Origin of the sequence: Xanthomonas hortorum pv. pelargonii (assembly GCF_024499015.1) — a bacterium.
Lineage (GTDB): Bacteria > Pseudomonadota > Gammaproteobacteria > Xanthomonadales > Xanthomonadaceae > Xanthomonas > Xanthomonas hortorum_B.
The window spans coordinates 414,750-427,561 of sequence record NZ_CP098604.1 but is presented as its reverse complement, the minus strand read 5'-3'; the positions used below and the strand labels follow the sequence as shown (position 1 = coordinate 427,561).

The 12,812-nt window shown below is 64.4% G+C and carries 10 protein-coding genes and 1 pseudogene; 4 read left to right on the top strand and 7 right to left on the bottom strand.

Going from position 1 to position 12,812, the window contains the following annotated elements; all coding sequences use genetic code 11:
• Positions 1-139 precede the first annotated feature (139 nt).
• Entirely contained in the window at positions 140-529 is a 390-nt protein-coding gene (locus tag NDY25_RS01905) for a DUF4870 domain-containing protein (RefSeq protein ID WP_006449957.1), read from the top strand.
• A gap of 71 nt (positions 530-600) precedes the next feature.
• Here the strand turns inward: NDY25_RS01905 and NDY25_RS01900 are convergent.
• The 5 genes and pseudogenes from NDY25_RS01900 to NDY25_RS01880 all read right to left on the bottom strand — a co-directional run bounded on the left by NDY25_RS01900 (position 601) and on the right by NDY25_RS01880 (position 6,397).
• Positions 601-1,699: pseudogene (locus NDY25_RS01900) on the bottom strand (M35 family metalloendopeptidase).
• A gap of 432 nt (positions 1,700-2,131) precedes the next feature.
• Positions 2,132-3,007, bottom strand: coding sequence for a polyprenyl synthetase family protein (locus tag NDY25_RS01895; RefSeq protein WP_168957758.1), 876 nt, complete (start codon positions 3,005-3,007; stop codon positions 2,132-2,134).
• Between the two features lies 1 nt (position 3,008).
• Positions 3,009-3,272 (bottom strand): exodeoxyribonuclease VII small subunit, encoded by a 264-nt coding sequence (locus NDY25_RS01890; protein WP_023903381.1) that lies wholly within the window; start codon positions 3,270-3,272, stop codon positions 3,009-3,011.
• Between the two features lie 31 nt (positions 3,273-3,303).
• Entirely contained in the window at positions 3,304-4,599 is a 1,296-nt protein-coding gene (gene tilS, locus NDY25_RS01885; protein WP_168957757.1) for a tRNA lysidine(34) synthetase TilS, read from the bottom strand.
• A gap of 91 nt (positions 4,600-4,690) precedes the next feature.
• Entirely contained in the window at positions 4,691-6,397 is a 1,707-nt protein-coding gene (locus tag NDY25_RS01880) for an alkaline phosphatase (RefSeq protein ID WP_168957756.1), read from the bottom strand.
• A gap of 142 nt (positions 6,398-6,539) precedes the next feature.
• Between NDY25_RS01880 and NDY25_RS01875 the strand changes: the two genes are divergently transcribed.
• From NDY25_RS01875 to NDY25_RS01865, 3 genes are all read left to right on the top strand, one after another.
• Positions 6,540-7,880, top strand: coding sequence for a dicarboxylate/amino acid:cation symporter (locus NDY25_RS01875; RefSeq protein WP_168957755.1), 1,341 nt, complete (start codon positions 6,540-6,542; stop codon positions 7,878-7,880).
• A gap of 13 nt (positions 7,881-7,893) precedes the next feature.
• Positions 7,894-8,730, top strand: coding sequence for a class I SAM-dependent methyltransferase (locus tag NDY25_RS01870; protein ID WP_168957754.1), 837 nt, complete (start codon positions 7,894-7,896; stop codon positions 8,728-8,730).
• Positions 8,731-8,819: 89 nt separating this feature from the next.
• Complete coding sequence (locus NDY25_RS01865; RefSeq protein ID WP_168957753.1) at positions 8,820-9,311, top strand: acyl-CoA thioesterase; 492 nt, start codon at positions 8,820-8,822, stop codon at positions 9,309-9,311.
• A 125-nt stretch (positions 9,312-9,436) separates the two neighbouring features.
• On the opposite strand, the gene NDY25_RS01860 is transcribed toward NDY25_RS01865, so the two are convergent.
• Both NDY25_RS01860 and NDY25_RS01855 read right to left on the bottom strand, forming a co-directional pair.
• On the bottom strand, positions 9,437-11,374 hold the full coding sequence (locus tag NDY25_RS01860) for a sensor histidine kinase (protein ID WP_168957752.1): 1,938 nt from the start codon (positions 11,372-11,374) through the stop codon (positions 9,437-9,439).
• A gap of 61 nt (positions 11,375-11,435) precedes the next feature.
• Positions 11,436-12,794, bottom strand: a complete 1,359-nt coding sequence (locus tag NDY25_RS01855) for a sigma-54-dependent transcriptional regulator (protein ID WP_168957751.1) — start codon at positions 12,792-12,794, stop codon at positions 11,436-11,438.
• Positions 12,795-12,812: the final 18 nt, after the last annotated feature.

The following is a 12,812-nucleotide window of genomic DNA, read 5'->3' as shown; positions in this document are numbered from 1 at the left end:
GTCGATCGCAACGACTGGGCTCACCGCTCCCGGCGACTGCCGCGGAGCATCGCGAACGAGACCATGTCTTCCCGCACTGGTGGCTGGCTGAAGGGTTGCTATAGTCCGCCGCACCACAACCATGCATGGGGAGACATAGATGAGCGACTTCGAGTCACACGCTGCACCGCCGCCACCGCCGATCGGCACCAGCTCGCCGTCGGAGGAGCGCACCCTGGCGCTTGCCGCGCATCTGCTCGGCATCCTGACGTCCTTCATCGGCGCGTTGGTGATCTGGCTGATCAGCAAGGACGCCAGCCCGTCCAAGCCGTTTGCCACCGACCAGGCCAAGGAAGCGCTGAATTTCCAGATCACCGTGATCATCGCCTATGTGGCTGCGGTGATCTTGACCATCGTGTCGTTCGGCATTCTGTTCTTTGTGCCGACGCTGGTGTGGATCGCCAATCTGGTGCTGTGCATCCTGGCCGCGGTAAAGGCCAACAACGGCGAGCATTACCGTTATCCGTTCACGCTGCGCCTGATCAAGTAACCGGTTGCAATGCGAAAAACAAAGGCCCGGCAGCGATGCCGGGCCTTTGGCGTTTCAGACGGACTGCTGGATCAGTTCTGCGCCGGGGTGTTTTCGGCGAAGTACTCGTGGCTGTCGGCATTGGTGATCGCCTGGGCCGGGTTGCTGATCGCCAGGCTGCGCGCGCCGGACTGACCGTAGACGCGGTCCTGGGTGCCGGCCACCACGGTGAAGTGGCTGGTCTCGTGCACCAGCGTGCCGGCCTTGGAGTCGGTACCGGTTGTCGACGCACTCCAGAAGGCGTTGCACACATGGATCTCGTACGGCTGGTTCGGATAGACGTAGGCGAAAGCGCTCCGCCAGATCCGCTTCGCAGCTGCAGTTGATCGTCAGCTGGCCGTTGTTCTGGTCCAGCGCGTTGTCGATGTTGACGAAGTTCGAGCTGACCCGGCTGTAGCGTGAGGCGTTGTAGGCGCCGAACCAGGTGGTGTAGCGCGCGCCGGTGCTGCCGCCGTTGAGCTAGGTACGCGCGTTCTGCGAATAATTACGCGCGGCAGTGACGGCACTGGCGGCCTGGTTGGTGCGGGTGGTGCTGCAGTTGAGATAGTTGATGCCGTTGACCACGGCGGTCGGGCCGACTGCGAGCTGGCGTTGCACGCCGCGCCGTGCGCCGTCCAGCCAGACGGTGAGCGGGGTGCTGGTGGCCACGGCCGGCTCGCCGTTGGCCGCCTTCATCAGGCTGCCATCGGACAGTGAGGCGTATTGCAGCGACGAACGGACCTGGATGGTGTAGTTGCCGCTGGTGGACAGATCGTAGGCGCCCGCCAGATCGACCTCGCCCTGCACGCTCTGGCCGGGCTTGAGGATGGTGAAGTCGGCCGCCTTGGGCAGGCCGCGCTTGACCAGGCGCCCGGTGTAGTTCACCGGCGTACCATCGCGGCTGACGTCCAGAATGCCGTTATCCAGTGACTTCAGCGGCAGTTGGTAGGTCGGGACGCGCGCGATCTGGCTGCCGTTGTTGGTAACGGTGACGGCGATCTTGCCTTGGTGCCGCCCTGCCTGATCGGCGACCGGCGCCAGTTCGATGGTCAACGGAACCGGGCCGCGCACGGACTGCGCCTGGGCCGATCCGAGCACGCCAACAACGGCCAACGTGCCTGCTGCAAACGATGCGAGAAAAACATTCTTCACCAGCAACTCTCCATGTGATCGGGGGATGTCCGCTGAACGCGGGCAGACCAACCTAGGCAGGGCGAGCGGGCACGACAAGACAATCGATTAGTGCTGTTTTTGGCCTGCTAATGGCGCTGGAATGGCAAATATGGATAGCGATGGCGACAATTTGGCTCCAAGGTGTGCGTCCATCCACATTTTTAACGCGCGCTGCATAAATTCCCTTGTGAAAATCTATGTAAAGAGAATTTACGTTTTGTGACGAAGAGCTCCGGTTATTCGAGGACGCTCTACGTCTCCACCGTGCGCTGGCGCACGGTGTGCGCAAATGGCGGCGCGATCGCATGATCGATGCATGCATCGCTGCCGCTGGGGAGTAACCACGCAGCGACGTCCGCGTTTGATCGCGTGGGCCGTTTGTATGACTGGGTGGTCGTTCTGAGCGTCGCGCTAGTGCGCGCGGTCCACCGCAAACCGGCCCAGCGTCGCCAGCGTTTCGCCGGGCTGGCCGTAGGGCTGCAGGATGTCCTGCATGCGCGTGGCCAGCTCTGCCAGCTTGGCCTTGGCGCCCTCCATCCCGAGCAGGGCGGGATAGGTGGATTTGGATTGCGCAGCGTCCTTGCCGGCGGTCTTGCCCAGCTGCGCCGAGCTCGATTCCACATCCAGAATGTCGTCGCGGACCTGGAACGCCAGGCCCAGCGCATCGGCAAAGGCGTCCAGGCGCAGCTGGTCGGCATGCGCGGCGCCACCGGTCAACGCGCCCATGCGCACCGCCGCGCGGATCAGCGCGCCGGTCTTGAGTGCGTGCATGCGTTCCAGGTCGCTTAGCGATTGCAGTTGGCCGGTGGCATCGATATCCAGTGCCTGGCCTCCGCACATGCCGGCAGCGCCTGCAGCGCTGGCAAGGCTCTGCAGCCAGCCGACCCGCAGGTCGGCACTCACCGATGCCGAAGCCAATAGTTCGAACGCGCGCGTCTGCAGCGCATCTCCGGCCAGAATCGCCGTGGCTTCATCGAAGGCGATATGTACGGTGGGCTGGCCGCGGCGCAGCGCGTCGTCGTCCATCGCCGGCAGATCGTCGTGCACCAGCGAATAGGCATGGATCAGCTCCACCGCCACGGCAGGGGTGTCCAGGCTGTCTTCGTCGGCGCCGAACAGCGCGCCGGTCGCATACACCAGCAAGGGACGCATGCGCTTGCCGCCGCCCAGTACCGCATGCCGCATGGCGGCGTGCAGGCGCTGCGGGGCCAGCGTGGGGCTGGGCAAGCACGCCTCCAGGCTGCGTTCGGTACGGGCGATCCAGTGATCGAACAACGCCGAACTCACCTCAGCCGCCGTCCGACGACGGCGGTTCGAAGGTTTCGGCCAGATCGGGGCGGGCGGGGTCGGTCAGCATGCGTACGCGCAGTTCGGCGTGTTCCAGTGCCTGCTGGCAATCGCGGTACAAGCCGATGCCACGCTCATAGGCCATGAGCGATTGCTCCAGGCTCTGGTCGCCGACTTCCATCTTCTGCACCAGTTGCTCGAGTTCTTCCAGCGACTGTTCGAAGCGGGCAACCGGGGATGTTTCGTTCAAGGACTTCTTGGCCATCGTTAAAGTGTGCGGCGCGCGCGCAGGCGGGTCAATTCGCAGCTGCATTGCTGCGCCATTGCAGATAGGCGCCATTGGCCTGCAGCCAGTCATTCAATGCGGCCGAGATGATGCGATCGCCGGCTGCGAGTACCTGGTCGCCGGCCCACAGGATCGGCAGGCGTTCGCGTTCCCAGGGAGGCAGATCCAGTTCCTGCAGCAGGTGCTTGAGTCGATGCGACTGTGGGCGTTGCGGCAACACGATGCGCTCGCCACCGTGGCGTGCTTGCACCAGCAACGGTGGTGCAAAGCGCAGGCCGGGGACGCCGTGTAACTGCAACTGCGCGCCATCGGGCAGGTGCAGCGGCGCCTGGCCATCCCAGTGCGTCTGCCACTGCGGCGGCCATGCGGTGTGTGGGCAAAGTAAATACAGACACTGGCGCCAGCGACGCACCTCGACCTGTTGCCAGGCAAAACAGGCTTGCCGGTCCGGGGCGTGGTTGTCGATTTCCTGCTCCAACGCGGCCACGCCGTGTGCGGGTAGCGGAGGTGCATTTGCAGCAGTCACCCAAGCGCGTAGCAGGCGTGGCTGGCGTGCTGCGGGCTGTGCACGCAGCCGCTGCAGATCCAGCGCGCCGGTTGCGGTCAGCATGCCGGGCAGCAGCGCGATGTCCTCTTGCAGCAGCAGGTCGCTGGCATCGGCGCTCAGGTGCGCGCTGCGTGCCAACGCCTCTGCGGCCTGTGGCCAGCGTTGCTGCAGCAAGGGCATCAGCTGGGTGCGCAGGAAGTTGCGGTCGTACCGTGTGTCGGTATTGCTGGGGTCTTCGATCCATTCCAGCCCATGTGCCTGCGCATAGGCCAGCAAGTCGGTGCGTGCATGGTCCAGCAATGGACGCCAGAGCATGCCGCCTGCGAACGGACGCTGCGCGCGCATGGCAGCCAAGCCGTCCGGGCCGGAAGCGCGCAGGGCACGCAGCAGGAAGGTTTCGGCCTGGTCATCGCGATGGTGCGCCAGCGTTAGCCATTCGCCGGGCGTAAGTGTTTCGGCAAACGCGGCGTGGCGCGCATGGCGTGCGGCCGCTTCCAGACCCAGGCCGCTATTGCGCGCGACCTGCACGCGCGCGATCTGCAAGGGAATCTGCAATGCATCGCATTGGCGCTGGCAATGCGCAGCCCATGCATCGGCATCGGCGTGCAAGCCGTGATGCACGTGCACCGCGCGCAAGCCGATGTCGCGATAGCGCGGCGCGGCTGCCAGCAGCTGCAGCAACACGCTCGAATCCATGCCGCCGCTGTAGGCGACAAGGATCGGGCCCGGCGGCGTCGCGGGGAGCGCCAGGGCAGTCATCTGTGCATGCCGATCAAGACAGCGCTGCGGCACGGTGCGACCGGTAGCGGATTGCCACCGCCTGCCAATCGCAACGGCGCAGCGCTGCACATCAACGTTTGGTCGCAGTCTCGAACGCCGCCGATGCCGGCAACTCCACCGGCACGCCGGCGCTGTCGCAGGTGCCGGCCTTGCACAGGCGCTCGCGCAGGCGCGGGGTGGCCTGCACGATGACGTGGTAGATCACGTTCTCTTCCAGCGTGCCGCGGAACGCCGCGCTGCCCGGGCCGGTGGCCCAGATGCCGACGTCTTCGCCGCCATGGCTTTCGGACTTGGTCGGTACCAGCGATTCCTGCATGTAGCTGGGTGCCTCGGTGTCGACGTGGGTCAGATCCGGGCGTCCGGAAGCCGGCTCGCTGCTGCTGGGTTCGTGCGGGTACTTCTTCGGTCCGGCCGGCTGCGCGTTGCTGGCGCCGGTGTGGCCGGGGCCGTTGGCGTAGCTCAGTGTGGTGTAGGGCTGGCCGGCCAGGTCGGTGGCCAGCTGGGTGCGGTCGCCTTCTTCGCCGCCGGTGCCGCGCACCTTGCCCAGTATCGGGTTGCCGCGCACCGGGTAGCCGACGAAGTTGAGCGTATGCGAGTGGTCGGCGGTGACGATGATCAGCGTGTCCGGCGGTGCGGTCTGCACGGCGGCGCGCACCGCTTCGGACAGCGACACCGTCTCGTCGAGCGCGCGGTAGGCGTTGCCGGCATGGTTGGCGTGATCGATACGGCCGCCTTCGACCATCAGCACAAAGCCGTTCGGGTCGCGCGACAGCGACTGGATCGCGGTGCGCGTCATCTCGGTCAGGCTGGGCTCGCCTTGCGGGCTGCGATTGCGGTCGTGGTCGAACTGCATGTGATCCGGCTCGAACAGGCCCAGCAGCGCGGGTGCGCCGGCGGCTGCTTTCAGTTGCTGTTCGTTCCAGACATAGGCGCCTTGCGGATGCGCCTGTTTCCATTCGGCGACCAGATCGCGGCCGTCCAGGCGCAGGCCCACCTTGTCGTCGTATTCCGGATCGCGCTCTTGCACGGTCTGGAACTGGCTGCGTCCGCCGCCCAGCACCACCTGCGGGCCGCGTCCGAAGCGCGCGGTGGACAGCAGTTGCTGGGCGATGTCCTGGCAGCCTGCAGTGCGCGCGGACTCGGGCAGGTCGGTGTCGTTTTCCCAGTTGCGGTCCGGCGAGTGCGCGTAGGTGGCCGCCGGGGTGGCGTGGGTGAGGCGGGTTGTGGTGACAATGCCGGTCGCCATGCCGGCGCTGTCGGCCAGTTGCAGCCAGCTCAGCAGCCCCTTGCCCAGGCTATCGGCGCAGTCGCTGCGGTTGCCGCTGCTGACGCCGATCGCGCCCATGTGCGATTTCACGCCAGTGGTGATCGCGGTCATGGTGCCGGCCGAATCGGGCGTTTGCGAATCGGTGTTGTAGGTCTTGCTGAAAGCGGTCGCCGGGAATTGCTCCCACGACAGCAGGTTCTCTTCGCCCGGCCCGCCCTTGCGCTGGCCATCCAGAATGCGCGCGGCGGCCACCGTGGTCAGGCTCATGCCATCGCCCAGGAACAGGATCACGTTGCGCGCGCGCCCGGCCATCGCGCCATTGCCGGCTGCGCGCGCGGCGCCCGAGCGGTACCACCATTGCGGCGTCTCACCGGCGGGGTGGGTCACCTGCGGCACCTCCACGCGCACGGCGGCAGGCGCGGACGCACTGGTGCCGGTGGTGGAAGCGCAGGCGGCGACACACATGGTGGTCAGGGCGGCGAGGGCAGGCAGGCGGTAACGCATCGGCATCGAACTCGTGACTGAATCAGCGCGCATTATGCCGGGATGCCTGGTGTCACACAGATGACACACCGCTGTTCCAGTCGTGGTCTCGCGGCCAGCGCGGGCCTGAGCTATCGTGCATGCACTCTCCCCCCGGATGATTCGACGCATGACATTGGTCTCGGCCTGGTTGCGCATTCCGTTCTGGCAACGCGTGGTGGCCGGCTTCGTGCTGGGTGCGATCGCCGGAGCGGCCATGGGCCCTGCAGCCGATGTGTGGTTCGGCCCACTCGGCGATCTGTACGTCACCCTGATCAAGATGATCGCGATCCCGCTGGTGTTCTTCGCGGTGATCAATGCGATCTCCTCGCTGCACGGGCAGAAATCCGTCGCCGCACTTGGCGGGCGTACCTTTCTGTGGTTTGTCATCACCGCCGCGCTGGCGGTGGGCGTGGGTCTGGCAGTGGGCACGCTGATGCAGCCCGGCGCCGGCCATTTCAGCCTGAGCGTGGACTCGGCCTGGAAGCCGTGCGATGTGCCCGGCCCGATCAAGGTGCTGCTGGACGTGGTGCCCTCCAACCCGTTCTACGCACTGACCGGCATCGGCACCAAGACCAATGCGGCCGGCGAGACGGTCTTGGCGGCCGGGCGTGGTTCGATCCTGCCGGTGATCTTCTTCGCCGCGCTGCTGGGCTTTGCGATGGTCAAGCTCGGCGAGCGCGTGGCCGTGGCGCGCAAGCTCACCGCGCAACTGAGCGACATCATGATCCAGGTCACCCGCTTCGTGCTGGAGATGACCCCGCTCGGCACCTTCGGGCTGATTGCCAGTCTGGTCGGCAGCTACGGTTTTGCGAAGTTGCTGCCGTTCGGCAATTTCGTACTGGCGCTGTATGTCGCCTGCGCGATTCATATCGTGGTGGTCTACAGCAGCCTGCTGTTGCTGCATGGATTGAATCCGTGGAAGTTCTTCCGTGGTGCGGCGCCGGGCATGCAGGTGGCGTTCGTCAGTTCGTCCAGCTTTGCCGCGATGCCGGTGGCGATGCGCTCGATCACGCATAACCTGGGCGTCAGCAAGGATTACGCCGCGTTCGCGGTGCCGCTGGGTGCCAGCATCAAGATGGATGGCTGCGGCGCGATCTTTCCGGCCTTGTGCGCAGTGTTCATTGCGCAATACACCGGCGTGCCGCTGACTGCCAATCAATACTTCGTGGTGTTGATCGCTTCTGTGCTCGGCAGCTTCGGCACGGCCGGCGTGCCCGGGACCGCGGTGATCATGGCCACGGTGGTGCTCAGTGCGGCCAACCTGCCGCTGGAAGTCATCGGCTATCTGTATGCGATCGACCGCATCCTCGACATGATGCGCACCATGACCAACGTCACCGGGCAGATGCTGGTGCCGGTGCTGGTGGCCAAGGAAACCGGTCTGCTCGATAGGGCCGTTTACGAATCCGCATCGACGAACGTGGGGCTGGAAGATCCGCTGACCGATCGCGCCAGCTCGCAACGCTGACCGCCACCGACCGATGACCGTTGGATTTCCCGCGCTGCGCGATCGGCTGCAGCAGTTGCCTGAGCTGGAAAGCATCGATGGTGTGTTCGTGCAACACGCGTTGCCCGACGATCCGTTCGAGCAGCAGTATCTGGAGATCCGCCGCAAGGAAGGCCGGCTCTATACCGATGCGCAGGTGCGCAGCCTGCCAAGGCCTACCGGCAAGCTCGGTACTACTCTGGAATGGCAGGTGCGCGCGCTGTCCAGCGCCTTGCTGGTGCAGCATCTGCAGGCGCGTGAAGGCGAGGGCGCCATTCTCGAACTGGGTTGCGGCAACGGCTGGCTGTCGCAGTTGCTGGCGCAATCGCTGCAGCGCGACGTCTGCGGTATTGACGTCAATCGCACCGAGCTGACCCAAGCCGCACGCGTGTTCGGCCACGACCAGCGCCTGAGTTTCATCGCCGCCGACATCCAGACCCTGGCGTTGCCGCGCGATCTCTTCGACGTCATCGTGCTACCGGCCTGCATCCAGTATTTCGCCGATCCCGCCGCATTGGTCATCCGTTTGCTCGCACAGCTACGCGACGGCGGCGAACTGCATATCCTGGACAGCCCGCTGTACAAAGACGCGCAACGCGCCAGCGAAAGTGCCGCGCGCAGCCTGCGCTACTTCACCGAGCTGGGTGTGCCCGCCCTGGCCGAGCACTACCATCAACACACTTACGCCACGTTCGATCGGTTTGCAGTGCAATTGCTATTCGACCCGCGATGGCCGAGTGCGCGCCTGCGGCGGATGTTCAAGTTAAAACAGCTGCATTTCCCTTGGTTGTGTTTGCGCAAGCAGGACAACATTGAAGCGATACGCGGTTGATCGAATACCGCGGAACCTCGAATGTCCCTGCGCGCTTCTGTCGCACCTGCATGGCACACTGCCAGCTCATCCATTGACGAGGGCGGGCGGTGATTGGCGAACAGCGTGATCTGACATTTCGTTTTCTGGCCGAACCCAGCGACGTCAACTTCGGCGGCAAGGTGCATGGCGGCGTGGTGATGAAGTGGATCGACCAGGTCGGCTTTGCCGCAGCCAGTGGCTGGAGCGGGCATTACTGCGTCACCGTGGCGGTGGGCGGCATTCGCTTCGTGGCGCCAGTGCGGATCGGGGATCTGGTTGCGGTGTCGGCCAAGCTGGTCTACACCGGGCGCACCAGCATGCATTTCGCCATCGATGTGCGTGCGCGCAGCCCCATGGGCGGCGACTCGCGGCTGTGCACGCATTGCATCATCGTGTTCGTGGCGATGGACCCGGACGGGATCACACCGGTGGCAGTGCCCTCGTGGCAGCCGGACACGCCTGGGGATCAGCGCCTGGCCGAGTACGCTCTCAAGGTGATGGAGCTGAGCAAGGGCATCGAGGACACCATGTCGCATTACAAAGCAGATACCGATCATTGACCCTGCTGCGGCAGCGAGCTGGCTTAGTCGCCATACATTACGTTCCCCGCGATGCATGATCCGCCACATCGCTACCGGCGCCTGGCGCCATCGTGTCTGCGCAGCGTGCGGGATGCGATGTTTTATCACGCCGGCAGGTCGCGCTTGTCGTTGGACCAGCCGGTGATCGGCAGGCGCAGCACCATGACTGCGCCGCCTTGTGGACTGTTATGGGCCTGGATGGAGCCGCGGTGCTCATCGACGATGCGCTGCACGATGGCCAGGCCCAGCCCCGTCCCCTTGCGGCGCCGGGTGAAGAATGGGTCGAACAGGAACGGCAGGTCCTCGGCGGCGAAGCCCGCGCCGCGATCCTGCACACGGCACTCCACCGCGCGATTCCCGTCGTCCTCGATCGTGCTGGCGGTGATGGTCACTTCGGTGCCGGCAGGCGCATGCTGGACCGCGTTCTCGATCAGGTTGACGAACACCTGCAGCAGGCGGCCATGGTTCATCGGCAGCACGCCGTCATAGGCGCTGGCCTGGTTGACGATGACAACGGTCGCTGCGTCGGCAGCCGGGCCGCAGATATGGCCGGCCTCGGCGATCACATTGCCCAGGCGTCCGCTAGTGAATTCCTCGGTTGACGGCCGGCCGTATTCGAGCAGGTCCGTCATCAGCTTGTTTAGTCGGCGTACCTCGCGGCGCAGCACTTCCCGGTGACGGCCGCTTCCGCCGCCGCCGTGGGAACTTGCCTCCATCGCATCCAGGGTCGATGAAATGCCGAACAACGGGTTGCGCACCTCGTGGGCAACGCCGGCCATCAGTGCGCCGATGGCCGCCATGGCCTCGCTACGGCGCAACTCGGCCTGCAGCTTCCCGCGTTCCCGCTCGGACCGTACGCGTTCTGCGATTTCCTGGCGCAGGTCCGCTACCGTCAGTCGCAGTTTCTGTTCGCTGTCTTCCAGCAGCGCTTTGGAGACGGTGCTTTCCTGCAGTCGCGCCACCATCAGGTTGAATTGCCGCGCCAGATCGTCGAACTCGTCCTTGCCGCGTTCGGCGATGCGGTAGCCAAGATTGCCGTCGCCAATGGCCTTGGTACCCGATGCCAGTTTTCGCAATGGCCTGACGACCGTCATGATCAGCAATGCACCCACCACCATCGCAACCAGCAGGTACAGCGGGATCGCATACCCCAGCATGTTCAGCACCCGTACCGCGATGCGGTCCGCTTCCTTCTGCGGTGCCGTCAGCCCCTTGGCTGCCAACGGTTCGATCTCATCGTCGGAGACATCGTCGAGATGATTCTGCAATCTGACAAATTGCCTCGCCAATGCCTCGATAGCGTCCTCGCCCACAAGCAGTTCATCGACACCGCGTCTGATCTGTACACGCAACGCCTCCGCATCATCGCCCAGCCGTCGCTCCTCCGGCGCCAGCGGCAAACGCCGATACTCGGAGATGGCATCGTCGAGGTCGGCGATTCTTTCCAGCAACTCCCGCGTCGTCAGCGCCGTCGTCCTGCGCTCATACGCCGACAGCCAGAATCCGAGTTTCGCTGCCTGTGCTTCCATGTTCGCTATCGCAGCCAGACTGCGCCTTCGCGCTGGTTCGATTGTCGGCGCAGCCGCCACCATGCGATGGTCTGCAAGCGCGTCGATGTCTTTCAACAGCCCGGTGACACGCTCGAACGTGGCGTCGAGTGCGTCTCTTTTATCCATCAGCGCAGCGCCGATACCCGAAAGATTCTTGAAGTCGGTAGCGAGGTGCCTGCCCAGCTCGATTTCCCTGTCGGTGCTGCTCAACTGCATGTAGTTGGCGTGGTAGCGGGAAAAGTCGGCGCTGTCGTTGACGGTTTCCGCGCGGGTATCCGCAAGCGGTTGTGCGATGTACTGCAGCACACCATAGGCATACTCACCGACATTCTTTTCCATCTCGAGGGCAGCGATGCTGAAGGGTGCGTCGATCTGCTCGAGTCTGGTCAGATGGCCGACGACGTCGTCGAGTCCGCGCTGGACGTAGAGCATAGACATCACGCCGAAGGCGACGATGATCGCGATGCCTGCATAGATCTTCGCCTTGACCATGTCGCACTCCTCATGCGCGTGCCAATCTCACCTGTTGAGCGCTCAACCCCGGCATGCGGGCTTAGCCGGTATCGTGTGATGCCGCGCCGATGCCATGCATCTTGATCTTTTGATAGAGAGTACTGCGTGGAATCCCCAGGCGCAGCGCAGCTTGCTCGACCTTGCCTCCCACATCACGCAGAACGCGCTGGATGTGTTGCCGTTCGAGCTGCTGAAGCGTGAGGTCCATCGTATTGGCCGGCACGTCCTGCGCCGCAGGCAGCTCGAAGCGCAGGTCGCGTCGGGTGATGGTGTCCTCATTGCAGAGCAATGCGGCGCGCTCCAGCACATTACGCAGTTCGCGGATATTGCCGGGCCATGCATAGTCGCGCAGCGCCTGTTGCGCGTCATCGGTCAGTTGCACCCGCCGCGCCGGGTCGGTGACTAGGCGTGCCAGCAGCGTGGAAGCGAGCGAGAGTATGTCCTGTTTGCGGTCGCGCAGTGCCGGCATCGTCAACGGAATGCTGCTGATCCGGAAATACAGGTCGCTGCGGAACGTGCCTTCCTTCACCTTGCTGGCAAGGTCGTGGTGGGTGGCGGCAATCAGCCGGATGTCCACTTCGCGCTCGCGCACCGCGCCCATCCGGCGAAAACGTTTTTCTTCCAGCACCTTGAGCAGTTTGGGCTGCACGCGTGGATCGACATCGCCGATCTCATCAAGGAAGACGGTGCCGCCATCGGCGATGTCGAGCATGCCCTGCTTGCTGGTGCTCGCCCCGGTGAACGCGCCTTTTTCGTGGCCGAACAATTCGGTTTCCAGAAACTCCGGCGACAGCCCGGCGCAATTGAGATCCACGAACGGCTCGTCGGCACGCGCGCTGTGGTGATGCAGCCACTTGGCGAGCATGCTCTTGCCGGTGCCGGTCTCTCCAAGAATCAGGATCGGGCTGTCGCTGCCCATCACCTTGCCTGCCTGCTCGGCCAGCATCCGGATGGCGGGGCTATCGCCCAGCAACGGATCCACCCGTTCACGCTGCTCGCGTTTGCTCACCACTTGCTGCTGTCTATGCAGCCGCCGATTGGTCAGCAGCCGCTTCACGATGGCGTGCAGCGCGGGCATCTCGATCGGCTTGGTCAGAAATTGTTCTGCCCCCTGTTTGATCGCCTGCACCGCCAGGTCGATCGATCCGTAGGCTGTCAGCACGATCATGGGCACGTCCGGGTCGATCTGCCTGAAATCGCGAAGCAGGTCGATCGCACTGCCGTCGTGCAGCCGGAAATCGATGACCGCGACATCCGGCGACGATGCCTGGAACAGCTCCCGCGCCCTGCGACAGCTATCGGCATCGATCACGTCGTAGCCACGGGATTCCAGGAAGTCGCGCATGCCAAAACGGATGCTGTCCTCGTCATCGACGATCAGGATTCGGGTTCTTGCCAATCTTTTGTCTCCGGCAGC